The organism is Dysgonomonas reticulitermitis (assembly GCF_054601275.1).
The window spans coordinates 1-13,448 of record NZ_BAAHWU010000001.1 but is presented as its reverse complement, the minus strand read 5'-3'; the positions used below and the strand labels follow the sequence as shown (position 1 = coordinate 13,448).

At 42.0% G+C, this 13,448-nt stretch carries 9 protein-coding genes; 6 read left to right on the top strand and 3 right to left on the bottom strand.

Translation table 11 applies throughout. The features are described 5' to 3' along the window. Positions 1–314: 314 nt before the first annotated feature. The 3 genes from ACYPZI_RS00045 to ACYPZI_RS00035 form a co-directional block, all read right to left on the bottom strand. On the bottom strand, positions 315–491 hold the full coding sequence (locus tag ACYPZI_RS00045; RefSeq protein WP_459597370.1) for a hypothetical protein: 177 nt from the start codon (positions 489–491) through the stop codon (positions 315–317). Positions 492–715: 224 nt separating this feature from the next. After that, positions 716–2,383 (bottom strand): fibrobacter succinogenes major paralogous domain-containing protein, encoded by a 1,668-nt coding sequence (locus ACYPZI_RS00040; RefSeq protein ID WP_459597368.1) that lies wholly within the window; start codon positions 2,381–2,383, stop codon positions 716–718. A gap of 773 nt (positions 2,384–3,156) precedes the next feature. Continuing rightward, positions 3,157–5,364 (bottom strand): RelA/SpoT family protein, encoded by a 2,208-nt coding sequence (locus ACYPZI_RS00035; protein ID WP_459597366.1) that lies wholly within the window; start codon positions 5,362–5,364, stop codon positions 3,157–3,159. A 226-nt stretch (positions 5,365–5,590) separates the two neighbouring features. Here ACYPZI_RS00035 and ACYPZI_RS00030 point away from each other — a divergent pair, with 226 nt between their 5' ends. The 6 genes from ACYPZI_RS00030 (at position 5,591) to ACYPZI_RS00005 (ending at position 13,159) form a co-directional block, all read left to right on the top strand. Further along, the gene (locus tag ACYPZI_RS00030; RefSeq protein WP_459597364.1) at positions 5,591–6,088 is read left to right on the top strand and encodes a hypothetical protein; all 498 of its coding nucleotides are present in this window, start codon (positions 5,591–5,593) and stop codon (positions 6,086–6,088) included. 4 nt (positions 6,089–6,092) lie between these two features. Then, entirely contained in the window at positions 6,093–6,536 is a 444-nt protein-coding gene (locus ACYPZI_RS00025; RefSeq protein ID WP_459597362.1) for a hypothetical protein, read from the top strand. A gap of 260 nt (positions 6,537–6,796) precedes the next feature. Beyond that, complete coding sequence (locus tag ACYPZI_RS00020; RefSeq protein WP_459597360.1) at positions 6,797–7,414, top strand: hypothetical protein; 618 nt, start codon at positions 6,797–6,799, stop codon at positions 7,412–7,414. Between the two features lie 130 nt (positions 7,415–7,544). Continuing rightward, positions 7,545–8,525 carry a GSCFA domain-containing protein gene (locus ACYPZI_RS00015; RefSeq protein ID WP_459597358.1) on the top strand — a complete coding sequence of 327 codons (981 nt, stop codon included), beginning with the start codon at positions 7,545–7,547 and terminating at the stop codon, positions 8,523–8,525. A 22-nt stretch (positions 8,526–8,547) separates the two neighbouring features. Further along, positions 8,548–11,019: a bifunctional UDP-N-acetylmuramoyl-tripeptide:D-alanyl-D-alanine ligase/alanine racemase gene (locus tag ACYPZI_RS00010; protein WP_459597356.1), complete on the top strand. Its 2,472-nt coding sequence runs from the start codon at positions 8,548–8,550 to the stop codon at positions 11,017–11,019. A 358-nt stretch (positions 11,020–11,377) separates the two neighbouring features. Next, entirely contained in the window at positions 11,378–13,159 is a 1,782-nt protein-coding gene (locus ACYPZI_RS00005) for a biotin/lipoyl-containing protein (protein WP_459597354.1), read from the top strand. Positions 13,160–13,448: the final 289 nt, after the last annotated feature.

The window sequence follows — 13,448 nt, the reverse complement described above, 5'->3', positions numbered from 1 at the left end:
TTTATTAAGTATTAAGGGAAAACGCGTCAAAATTTAGACTCCTGCTTTTCGTTTTCAAAAAAAAGTAACAAACTTCTACAGTGAACAGTAGTTAGTAGTCAGTAGTTAGTAGTTAGTAGTTAGTAGTTAGTAGTTAGTAGTCAGTAGTCAGTAGTCAGTCAACAGTCAACAACTTGTACCTTGTATCTCGTCTACTCGTAACTTTTTAACTAAAAAGTAACAAACTCCCATAGTACATGACAAAAAATATTTTACATACATTTAAAAGACTTATTATGTTGCCCTTACAGGGCACGATTCCCTAGTCTGTCATCTCACCGGGGTGTTACCCCCGGGCTGGAATATATCAGGCTTTCAGCCTGTTTCTTTCCTTGATGCCCTGAAGGGGCTACATAATATAGCCCAATGGCAACGCCTTGGGTGGGAAAACGAAATCCCCTGAAACCGCGCCCTGTAAGGGCAATATAAGATTTTGTAATATTTTTTGTCATGTACTATGCAAACTCCACACTCATTTTCACATTTTAACTACACTTCGTTCCGTTGAACGTTGTTTCAAATTTGCTAATTCGCTAATTGTCAAATTGTCTATTATAGATAAAACGAACGCCGCAGGGGTGTTCAACCCCTAACTGGATTGCTTCGGGCTATCGCCCTACCAATGACGGAAAACTCCCTCCCTTTCGAGGAGGGCCGGGGTGGGGCCATCAGATTATCAATTCTTGATGCAACGCAACGCAAAGGCGTTGGCACGGTAACTGCCGGTGGCAGGATTCACGTTATTCTTGTCGAAGTTCAGGCTATACGAGAGAGTACCGTTAATGCGGACACTCCAGTAGGCGCCTTCCAAGCCCTGATTGTAGAACTGGCCATTTTCGGCGGCGACGATGCTCCGGGTGCCACTCGCGGGCAAAAAGAGGGTTGTGATATTGCCGTCAGGTTTGATTTCGTAACCGCGGCCGTTAGCGCTGTTCCATTCCCAGGTATTGGCAGTGGCTGTTGCGGGAGAACCCGGCTGAGTACCGCCTCTGAACAGCTCTCCCCATTCTTCCTGCGAAGGGGTGCGCCACCCTGAATTCGATTCGCCACAAGCGGCAGTAATGGGATTAGCGGGATTAATAGGGAGGGTGGGGTTGTCGGCGCCTGTATACCAGAACTCATGATAAGTAAGGTTCGAGTCATAATGGGAGCAAGGGTCATTCGCTAAAAAAACGCCGTTACGCCACAACTGATCGGCTGTACCTTGATCGACAGGTGTCCAGTTTTCAGCGCCATAAATAAATCTACCATACCAAGAGGAACTGGTCATTATCTGTTGGTAAGGACGAGAGTCATATGCGGAACAGAGAGAACCGTTAACGATATCGCCAAGAGTTACAGGCGCCGTAGCAGAGGCAGAGGCGCGTAATTCATGGTTGTCGGCGATACGGCCCCACTGGAAAAGGGAACCGTAAATATCTTGTTCATCTGGATTTTCAGTATGAAGGAAGGCATTCGGGCTAAAAGGTTGATCTCTTTGGTCGGCAATAGTCAGCTTGGTAGCCCCCAGGTTAAAGCACATAAAGGAGAGCCATTCCCCGGTATTGGTCTTCGCGCCGCATCCCACGGCTACTTCGGCTATGTCGGAGATCAATTCCTCGTTGCGGTCGTTTTGGGCGATGCAATAGAATCTGTAAAAACCGTTGTTGTCGGCATAGGTGTGGGTAAAATGTTTGAGGACTGCATTCGGAGTAAAGTACTCCCCCGTTGACCCGTCAGTCTCCGCGTCTGTAGTATTGGGATAGATCGTTCCCGGCTCTCCCACAGGCTTACCGATACGGACATGCATATTAGAGCCCGTTATCTGGTACCACTGGTACGTCCATGTACCCGGCCCGCTCACTTCAAATTTTAGCTGCTTAACAGTCCCATATTCCGCTCCCGTCTCGTAAAAGCTGAATTTCTCGGGTTGACTTACAATGGACGATACAGCCGTGTTAAGTTGTGAAGTAACCCATCCCATCCCGTTCCATGTATAAACAGCAGGGTAAAGGGTCGTGGAGTTGTCGTTGATATTATACACCATCAACCCGGCAAGGCGGAGCTTAAAACCAGGGGCTGCCGCTTCTTCCGCGGTTACTTCCGCGTCAGTCATTAAGGGGTCGAGCTTGAAGATGTCTGTCAGGCTTACGCGGGGCAGCAGCAGGCCGCCTTTGTTGGAAGTCATATTGTCGGGATCCGCAACGGTAGTGATACTCGCAGAGCCCTGCTGCGTTTTCAAGTCGAGTAAAGCCGCGCGTCGGGGTTCTATACCCGAACCGATGGTTACCTGGGCTTGCAGTTGCAAAGCCATAAGGCATAACGCGCTTATGACTGCTAACAGTTTTAAAGTTTTTCGTTCCATAATTGTTTTGTAAGTATAATAAAAAAAATAACGTTTATATCGAATAAAAAATTATATGCTCCATCTGCAATATTTTATTATCACGTCATTGCTAGGGCGATAGTCCGAAGCAATCCACTTTAAAAATGAAGAATAGATTTTTAATTTTATCTTTTCCCTGAAAAAAACAATACAGGGCATATTCCGCATGAAAACAGAATATGCCCTGTATTGTTTTTTCGAAATAAATATGTAAATTACGTTACGCGTGCGTGTTACGCGTGCGTGCCGGATTGTGTGTGTGTGTGTGTGTGTGTGTGTGTAACAAAATACAGCTAACTTCCAAATTTTCAGGAAGAAAAATAGTGAAAGAAGTTGTGTTTTTTTCTCGCATTTTTCCACTTATGCCGGCCGAAGGCCATAGCTGTATTTTACTATTTGCAGTCATAAGGGCAGCAAAGTAACTATTTTAGTTCTATTTTAAATACTTTTTTAATAAAAAAATACTTAAACAGAGTAATTTATGCCAAGTAGCCCCACCCCAGCCCTCCCCGAAGGGGGATAATTTGAAAATTAGCAGATTAGCAAATTAGCAAATTAGCAAATGGCGCGAAGCGACAATAACAGTCAACAGTTATCAGTCAACAGTCAACAATGGCGCGAAGCGGCAAAGGCTATAAGCTAACGGCGTAGCTAAAGCCAGACAAGGCAGTAATGAGAATATGTTGAGAATATAAGCAATCTGTGATTGCGCACAGCATAAAATGACGAAAGGGATTGAACGCTTTTGATAATCAACTTATTCTGCTGACTTCCTTTACTCCTTTTACCGTTTTCAGCTTCTTGACCAGTCCGTTGAGCATATCGGTATTGTTTAGCATAACCGATATGTTTCCCTGAAATAATCCATCGATGGAGTCGATGCTTATCGAGCGCATGTTTATTCCGTTTTCTTTCGAGATAATCGAGGTCAGGTTATTGATTATTCCTATGTCATCGTTCCCTATTACACGCAAAGTGACTGTATATGTCGATCCCGATTTACCCGACCATTTGGCGGGTATCAGCCTGTAAGCAAAGCGGGAAATCATATCGTTCGCGTTCGGACAGTTCTTTCTGTGAATCTTAATTCCCTGCGACGATACAAATCCGAATATTTCATCCCCGTAAATAGGATTGCAACATTTAGCCAATTTGTAATCCACTCCGGTCAGGTTTTGATCAAGTATCAACTCCTCTTTCGAAGTTTCCGTTACAGCATCCATATTGAGCGGAATATAATTCTCCGCGCTGATAGCTTCGTGTTTCTCGTGCTGGTCGCTCTCTTTCTTCTCCAGATCTAAATATTGGTCTATTACTGAATTTACATCGAGCGTTCCTTCTGCTATTTTTATATAGAAGTCTGTAATCGTTTTAAAACCAAGCTTCTTGATCAAACGCATCATGATGGATTCGTTGATCTCTATTTTCCGGTTCTTTACACGGCGTTTGAGCAGCTCTTTTGCGATTTCCACCTGCTTATTGGCTTCCTCCTTCAGGCTTTGGCGAATCTTGTTTTTAGCCTTAGAGGTGACAACCACATTCAGCCAGTCTTGTTTAGGAGATTGGTTTGGCGATGTAAGAATGTCTATCTGGTCTCCGTTTTTCAGTTTGTGGCGTATAGAGACATTACGCCCGTTTATTTTCCCGGATACGCATGTCGATCCCACCCGCGAATGGATAGAGAAGGCGAAATCGAGAACCGTAGCTCCATTTGGTAATTTGTGCAGGTCGCCTTTCGGAGTAAATACGTATATTTCGTCGTCGTATAGATCGAGCTTAAAATTTTCGAGTTTTTCTTCTGATCCCAGATTTTTATTTTCCAGCATTTCGCGCAAACCTGTGAGCCAGTCGTCCATTTTGGATTGGCTCTTCACGCCTTTGTACTTCCAGTGAGCAGCAAGTCCACGTTCGGCGATTTCATCCATGCGGCGGGTACGTATCTGCACTTCTACCCAGCGCGATTCGGGCCCCATTACGGTAATGTGCAACGACTCGTAGCCATTGCTTTTGGGGATTGAAAGCCAGTCTTTCAGTCTTTTCGGATTTGGGGTGTACATATCCGTAACAATGGAATAGGCTTGCCAGCATTCTGCTTTTTCCTTTTCCTGATCCGAATCAAGCACAATGCGTATAGCAAACAGGTCGTATATATATTCGAAATCGATTTTCTGTTTTTTCAGTTTGTTATTGATTGATGAAATCGATTTTACACGTCCTTTAATGCTGTACTTCAATCCTGTTTCTTTTAATTTACCATCGATAGGAGCGATGAATTCGGCGATATATTTATCACGCGACGCTTTACTTTCGCTGATCTTATCTTGAATGTATTCGTAAGATTCCCTGTCGGTGTATTTTAAGTAGAGGTCTTCGAACTCTGTTTTAATATTGTAAAGTCCCAGTTTATGAGCCAGGGGAGTATAGAGGTACGACACTTCCACAGCCAGTTGCAAACGGAATGCTTCGCTGTAGCTTTCGGCACATCTGAATTTATGAAGGCGGCTGGCTATCTTGATCAGGATTACCCGCATATCTTCGGCCAGCGACATCAGTAGTTTGATGTAATTGTCCGAAGCTATAGCCGATTCGTTGGTTTCCAGTGTGTTTACCTTTATCAATCCTGATACGATATCCGCAACATCGTTGCCGAATAGTTTTTTTATATCCTCTATTGTCGTAGACTTATAAATAACCGGACGATACAAAATAAGGGATATAATAGAGGCGCTTTTCATGCCTAGTTCTTCTATCAGTATGATGCAGGTGCTGACGGTAAGATCGGTAATGCTTCCTATTTTCTCATCATTGCTATATACTCCTTCCGATAAAGCCTTTTTTACCACAGGTTTCAGATTATTCAATTCTCCGGCAGAGAGAGTTGTTTCCAAATCTCTCATCAGTCTTTTGAATTTTGAATAGGTCAGTCCGTCCTGATTATATGGGTGGTAATTGATTTCCATGCTGATATGTCAAAAAGAGTATAATAGGGAATACTTCTGATAATTAACAGTAAAATTAATTCTTTTCTGACAGTATAATGCTTTTTTCGGGTAGATGTTTTTATTTTTTTAGGATTGAATTTTTTGGAGAAAGAAAAAACAGGGACGGAGAAGAGGTAAATCCAATGAAAAACATTACATTGCGGTTATTAATCAAACTTGTAAGTTTTTGTATAATAAATAAATAATGGTCGCCGATTTTTTTGAAGGTTCTAGCTCTGTCATTACATATATTTCAGGCATATTTGCTATTGTTGTGAGCATAACGACAATAATCACGTTTATATGGGGAAAAGACTTCAAGAAAAAGAGAGTTTTGCTAGCGATATCCGTCATATTGATTGCAATAACCATTTGCGCGTTGACTATTTTGAATAAAGAAGCAAAAGAGACTGAATCACAAACATCTATTCAAGAGGAAGATACGCTGAAATCTAAATCTCTGCCCAATATCACAGAAACAACACTGCCAATAAAAAATAAAGAAATAACAAAACTAGTTGAGAAAGCGCGTGATTTGGAGGGAAAAACAATAACAGAGGCTTTGAATAAAATGAGGCAGGCTTACGAATTGCTTACTGAATCACAAAAGAGTAAAGCATTGATCGATTCTATCAAGGGCTATACAGATTCTAAAACGCAGTTTAATCATTATGATGAGTTCTTTAAATCACTAAACTACTAAAACTATGAAAAAGAAATTGTTGTGTTTATCGTTTTTAGCGATATTTTCGTTAAGTTTTGTTTATGGTCAGAAGCGCGAATTAAGCTTTACTTCCCATAAAGATGGATCACAAATTACTACTCGTCCGGTTTCGATGAGAGGTAAAGCTGTTAATGTGCCAGTTAATGGGCATGTATGGGTTTTTGCTCATTTAGAAGGCTTTGATGGATGGTATCCTCAGGGAATCGCAGAGCGAACTCTGAAAAATTCAGAATGGGTTTGTGCTGTATATCTCGGCGAGCCAATGGAAACAGGATATTATGAAGTTGCTGTCGCTATTGTTGGCAACGAAGCGAATCAAGCGTTAAATAATTGGGTTAAAACAGCAAAAGAAAATGGTTATCCTCCAATACCTCTTCCAGACCTTCTGGATGGTCTAATTGAAACGATCAGAGTAGAAAAACGATGACATTATGAGAAAAAGATTAACCTGAACTCCCGCTTGTGTATGTATTCGCCAAAAGTGGGAGTTTTTTTATGATAACTAAGAGCCTGTTTAAATTTTACCAAAACATTTTATTATAGCTCTTTATTCGTTCATTTTCGGAACGAATAAAATTTAAACAGGTTCTATCTTTAATATTTTCTAATTAAACATTATTATGAAAGTCGGAAAAGCCAATATTCTGAAAATCGTTTATAACTTTGCCCTTAAACAAATCAATGAATATGAAGCCGAATGATTATGCTGTCCTTGAAAAAGATTACAACTTTAAACGGAGCTATTTAAATAAAACTTTGTGGTGGAAAAATCTCTCGATGCTCCCGCCTGTTCTTATTCTGTTTATTGGTCTGGCAGGTTTGTTGTATCTTTTCCGGTATGATAAACTCTACTCACTGTATGCTATTCCTTATGTACTGTTGTTTGCCGTAGGTACTATCTGGCTGAAAGCAATGAAAAAGCATTTGCAAAAAGCCGCGATGGTTGTTCCCGGAGCGTTTCATGTTTGCCTGGCGGCAACTATCGGGGAGAAGAAAGATATTTTGTATGCTGTTTTTGTGAATAATACCCGCAGGCAGGATAAATATTATATAACCAATCTGGCTCAGAATATTTCTTTGCATGAAATCCTGTCGGAGAATAAAGAGTCGTTTTACAAAAAGGCAGTACTGATACATCACAAAGAGAGTGATTCGGGCATATATGTCAGAGCATATGCCAAGAAGGATGTTGTTAAACAGAATGCCGGGTGGAGCCTCGACGAGGGGTATTTCCCTGTACTTTTCATTAACGAAAAAGATGTTCCGGTGATAAAAAGAAAAGATCTGGCTGGAAAGAAAATATAGGGAGTAGTTAGTAGTTAGTAGTCAGTAGTCAGTAGTCAGTAGTCAGTAGTCGGTAGTCAATAATTTTTAATTTTTTAAATCCTTAAATCCTTAAATCTTTAAATCCTTAAATTTTTAAATTCTAATGTAAATGGACTTTAGAACAAAAACAGACATTCCCAAACCGGGTTTAGATATATCACATAAAAGCCGGATTCTGATGTTCGGCTCATGTTTTATTGAAAATATAGGGCGATTGCTTATCGACAATAAGTTTAATGTAAACCTCAATCCATTTGGTGTTCTGTATAATCCCCAATCGATCAGTCAGGCATTACAATTACTTACAGATGAGCAGAAGTTTGGCGCCGACGATATTTTCGAATACAAAGGGCTCTATCATAGCTTTTCCCATCACAGTTCTTTTTCTCATTTTGATAAAGAAATATGTTTAGAGCAAATAAACCGTAGACTTGAGCAAGCGCACCACGATCTTCGACAAGCTGATATCTTGTTCATAACCTTCGGCACGGCATACGTTTTCCGGAATAAAGACTCAGGTAAAGTTGCAGGGAATTGCCATAAGCTTCCCGCCGACCGTTTCGATAGGTACAGGCTGGGTATAGAAGATATTGTTGAGGATTGGAGCAGTTTATTGAAACGATTGAAAGAAATAAATCCTTTGTTGCAAGTCATTTTTACGGTAAGTCCTATCAGGCACTTGAAAGACGGCGCGCATGATAATCAGTTGAGTAAATCCGTTCTTCTTTTGGCCGTCGACGAGTTATGTAGATCAGATCGGTCTCTGCATTATTTTCCTTCTTACGAGATCGTTCTGGATGAACTGCGTGACTACCGTTTCTATAACGAAGATATGGTGCATCCAAATTCCGTCGCGGTCAGATATATATGGGAACGGCTTGCGGAAACCTATATGTTTAAAGAGACTCATACTATAATAGAGGAGTGGCGAAAAATATTTTCCGCACTCAATCATCGACCACTTAATATTGATAGTGAGGAATATAAGCTTTTTTTAAGGCAAACTTTGTTAAAGCTTAAAGCATTCGACGAGAAATATCCATACATTTGTTGTGAAGATGAAATTTCGGACATAATAAACCGTATATAACCGGATTGGAGAACCCCCTACAATGAAATATTCGATACAAGAAATAGCTAAAATTCTGGATGCTATACCTTCCGGCTTCAATGAAGCCTCGATAAGTATATTGCTCACGGACAGCCGTCAGGTATTTTTCCCTGACGAAACATTATTTTTTGCCCTGTCTACAAAGAATAATGATGGACATAAATATATAAATGAACTATACGAGCTCGGTGTTCGTAATTTTGTTGTAAGCAAATTGCTTCCCGAATGGGAAGAGTACCATGATGCCAATTTTCTTGTTGTCACCAATACATTGGCGGCTTTGCAGCGTTTGGCGGCACATCACCGTAAACGGTTCGATGTCCCTGTGATCGGTATAACGGGCAGTAATGGCAAAACAGTGGTAAAGGAATGGCTCTATCAGATTCTTCATCAGGATTTTAATGTCACCCATTCACCCCGGAGCTATAACTCTCAGATAGGCGTACCCTTGTCTGTATGGCAGATGAACGGTCACACGCAGCTTGGTATATTTGAGGCCGGTATTTCTCAACCGGAGGAAATGTCTAAACTGGAAGGCATTATCCGTCCGTCTATCGGTATATTTACCAATATCGGACAGGCACATCAGGAAGGCTTCAAATCGATGAAACAAAAATGCCTGGAAAAACTGGAGTTGTTTATCCATTGCGATGTGATTATTTGCGAAGAAGAAAATAAGCTGATAGACGAGTGCATGGAGATAGCCTGCTTATCTCATAAGCGTTTGACGTGGTCGCGTAAAGGGGCTGATGATAGCCCTTTACATATAATGAAGGTGCGAAAACACGAAAAATCGACTACCATACATTATACTATGTTGGGAATGGCGTCGGAGGTTACGATCCCATTTACAGACAGCGCGTCTGTCGAAAATGCCATTCAAGTGCTGGCGGCGGCTTTTTATTTGCGAACCCCTCTTTCGGAACTGAATAAGAGAATGGCAGAGCTGGAACCCGTAGCTATGCGGCTCGACGTTCGTCAAGGTAAGAATAATTCGACATTGATAAACGATTCTTACAATTCTGATATAAATTCCCTGAATATCGCGTTGGACTTTTTGGCCCAGCGGGCAACCGACCGCGAACAGAAGAAAGTCCTGATCATATCCGATATTCCCCAGTCGGGACTGGCGCCGAAAGAATTATATTATCTGGCGTCGAATTTGATGATAAATAAGAAGATAGATTTGCTGATCGGTGTCGGAAAAGAAATTTCGGTTCATAAGGAAATGTTTAAAGGGATAGAAAGTCATTTTTTCGACACTACGGACGCTTTTATACATTCTAACATGTGGCACGACTTCCGCGATATGTTTATCCTCTTGAAGGGTGCCCGCAGTTTTTCTTTCGAAAGCATTAACCGGTTGCTCGAAGAGAAAACACATGAAACGGTTCTCGATATTGACTTGGATGCCATCGTCCACAATTATAAGTTTTACAGGTCAAAGCTCGATCCGAAAACAAAGATGATCTGTATGGTCAAAGCCGATGGCTATGGCACAGGTTCGGTGGAAGTCGCCAAAACATTGCAATATCACAAGTGCGATTATCTGGCTGTTGCTGTTGCCGAAGAAGGAGTCTTTTTGCGTAAGCAGGGAATAAAAGTACCTGTCATTGTGCTGAATTCTGAAGTCGGAGGATTTGAAGAACTGGCTACCTATTCCCTCGAACCCGAAGTGTACAACTTCCGTATTCTCGACGCCTTTATCAAAGAAGCTAAGTTGCAAGGCATTACTAACTACCCTATCCATCTGAAAATAGATACGGGTATGCACCGTCTGGGTTTCACCGGAGAGGATATTCCTGAGTTGATGGATCGTATTAAAACCCAGACAGGCGTGCGCATACAATCCATATTTTCTCACCTGGCGGCGAGCGAAAGTTGGAATTTCGACGATTTCACTTTAGAGCAGATAAAAACATTCAAAAAGATAGCCGGAGAAATTGAAGGGCACTGTCATTATCCGGTAATGAAACATATCCTCAACTCGGCAGGCATAGAACGTTTTCCGGAGGAGCAGATGGATATGGTGCGTCTGGGAATAAGCCTCTATGGTGTCAGCGCCAGTGGGCAGGAAGGGTTGCGTAATGTGTGTACGCTGAAAACCACCGTCCTGCAAATAAAGCATATCAAAGCCGGAGAAACGGTGGGTTATGGGCGTAAGGGGCATTTCGACAAGGATGCGACTATTGCCACCATCCGTATCGGATATGCCGATGGTATCAGTCGTCAGTTCGGTAACGGAGTGGGTAGTGTGCTTGTAAACGGGCATATGGTACCTATTGTCGGTAATATCTGCATGGATTTAACGATGGTTGATATAACAGGCGTAGATGTTAAAGAAGGTGATGTGGTCACTATCTTCGGAGAAAGCCCGTCTGTTAAAGATCTGGCAAAACAAATCAATACAATTCCGTACGAAATATTCACCTCTATTTCGAACAGGGTGAAACATATTTATTATAAGGAGTGAAAAGATAAATTTCAATAAAAATATAGTGCCGCGATTACTCCTGCGATTACGCGGCATTTTTTATGCCAATTTGCCAACTCTAAGTAGCAAACCTCCGGTCTATTAAAAATCAAAAAGATTGCGCATTTTCCTTATGTCTGTGCAATAATTAAGAAACCTTGTGAGAAAATCGGATTATTACAAATTTTTAATGACAAATTGATAATTTTAGTATCCGTTTTATTCTTTTATTCGGATATAAAAAACTAAATTTGTGAGGCAATTGAGAGATTGATATACAGATATTTGAATTAATTATTTTTGAGTGCGTATAGTGTCCCCTATGCCGCTCTTTTCAGTATAATACCTAAAAAAAGCTATGGGAAGAGAAATTAAATTTAGCCTTCTTTATCGTGACATGTGGCAATCATCGGGAAAATACCAGCCACGCGTCGATCAACTAAAACAAATCGCGCCTGTGATTATCGATATGGGTTGTTTTGCCCGTGTAGAAACTAACGGGGGTGCTTTCGAGCAAGTTAACTTACTCTATGGAGAAAATCCGAACAAGTCGGTACGGGCATGGACTGCGGCCTTCAACAAGGCAGGCATCCAAACGCACATGCTGGAGCGCGGACTGAACGCTTTGCGTATGTATCCTGTGCCAAAAGATGTCCGCCGCCTGATGTTTAAAGTGAAAAAAGCGCAGGGAACAGACATTTCGCGTTCGTTCGACGGATTGAACGATCCCCGCAACCTGGAGTTATCTGTAAAGTATGCTAAAGAAGCCGGGATGATTTCTCAGACTGCTCTTTGTATTACTCACTCGCCATTGCATACAGTGGACTACTATGTTGATTTTGCCGACAAACTGGTGGACTTCGGAGCAGACGAAATCTGCTTGAAAGATATGGCCGGAATCGGTCGTCCTGCTTTTCTTGGCAGACTGGTGAAAGCCCTGAAAGACCGTCACCCGAATATTCCTATCGAATATCACGGACACTCGGGCCCGGGATTTTCTGTAGCTTCTATGCTTGAAGTTGCCCGCGCGGGAGCAGAATATATCGATGTTGCCATGGAACCTGTATCGTGGGGTATGATCCATCCGGACGTGATCACCATTCAGGCCATGTTGAAAGATGCAGGATTTTCTGTTCCTGACATCAATATGAATGCCTATATGGAGGCTCGCGCGATGACACAAGGCTTCATAGACGACTTCTTGGGATACTTTATGGACCCTTCAAACTTCAGAATGTCTTCGCTGCTTGTTGGGTGCGGACTTCCCGGCGGTATGATGGGATCGATGATGTCTGACCTCAGAGGGATGCATCCTGCTATTAATATGGCTCTTCGTAACAACGGCAAAGCAGAAGTTTCGTTGAACGACCTGGTAGTTCAGTTGTTCGAAGAAGTAGAATATATTTGGCCTAAACTTGGTTATCCGCCATTGGTGACACCATTCAGCCAATATGTGAAGAATATCGCGTTGATGAATATCTTTGCTTTGGCTCAGGGACAACCTCGCTTCTCAAACATAGACAAAGACAGCTGGAACATGATACTTGGCAAGACAGGGACACTTCCGGGCAAACTGGATGACGAGATCATTGAACTGGCCAAGTCTAAAAATCTTGAATTTTATACTGATAATCCCCAGGATGAGTATCCGGATGCCCTTGATACATACCGTAAAGAAATGGATGACAATGGTTGGGATTATGGTCAGGACGATGAAGAGTTGTTCGAATTGGCTATGCACGACCGTCAATATCGCGACTACAAATCGGGATTGGCTAAAGAACGCTTCAATGCCGACCTTGAAAAAGAAAAAGAAAAAGCGGGCGCGCCAATCATTGTCACCCGTCAGGTAGTGGAAGTTCCGGCATTTGACGCGGCAGCCATACAAGCTAAGTATCCGGACTCAAAACCTGTTCAGGCTACAGTAAGCGGTCAGGTTATCTGGCAGGTAGATGTAGATGATGTATCTACTGCTCCGGTTATAGGAACAGAAGTGAAAGAAGGCGATACCATCTGCTTCTTGCAAACATACTACGGCATAGAAGAAGTAAAAGCTCTGGCTTCGGGAAAAATTATACAAATAGAAACCAAACAAGGGGCTAAAGTGCAAAAGAACCAGGTTTTAGCTTATGTGAATTAAAACCGGATACATACAGGAAAGGGAATCTGAAAGACAGGTTCCTTTTCTTTTTTTAAGGCTTCTTTGAGAACAATTATATAATGCCGATCAGCAGTTAAAGTTATTGCTGTAATGTAAAAACGTTCGATTATTTTCATCCTTTTCTTCTGCGCGCAATCACAGATTGCTTATATTCTCAACATATGCTCATTACTGCCGCGCCCTGCCGGGCTTGCCCTTACTTTTGGCATTGCCCAAAAGTAAGCAAAAGGCTAGCGCTTCGTCCCTCGGCGACCCACAACCGGTTTGC

Excerpts from the sequence above, each read along its gene's own strand:
- ACYPZI_RS00045 (WP_459597370.1), bottom strand. The coding sequence starts at position 491 with ATGACAAAAAATATTACAAAATCTTATATTGCCCTTACAGGGCGCGGT.
- ACYPZI_RS00040 (WP_459597368.1), bottom strand. The coding sequence starts at position 2,383 with ATGGAACGAAAAACTTTAAAACTGTTAGCAGTCATAAGCGCGTTATGC.
- ACYPZI_RS00035 (WP_459597366.1), bottom strand. The coding sequence starts at position 5,364 with ATGGAAATCAATTACCACCCATATAATCAGGACGGACTGACCTATTCA.
- ACYPZI_RS00030 (WP_459597364.1), top strand. The coding sequence starts at position 5,591 with ATGGTCGCCGATTTTTTTGAAGGTTCTAGCTCTGTCATTACATATATT.
- ACYPZI_RS00025 (WP_459597362.1), top strand. The coding sequence starts at position 6,093 with ATGAAAAAGAAATTGTTGTGTTTATCGTTTTTAGCGATATTTTCGTTA.
- ACYPZI_RS00020 (WP_459597360.1), top strand. The coding sequence starts at position 6,797 with ATGAAGCCGAATGATTATGCTGTCCTTGAAAAAGATTACAACTTTAAA.
- ACYPZI_RS00015 (WP_459597358.1), top strand. The coding sequence starts at position 7,545 with ATGGACTTTAGAACAAAAACAGACATTCCCAAACCGGGTTTAGATATA.
- ACYPZI_RS00010 (WP_459597356.1), top strand. The coding sequence starts at position 8,548 with ATGAAATATTCGATACAAGAAATAGCTAAAATTCTGGATGCTATACCT.
- ACYPZI_RS00005 (WP_459597354.1), top strand. The coding sequence starts at position 11,378 with ATGGGAAGAGAAATTAAATTTAGCCTTCTTTATCGTGACATGTGGCAA.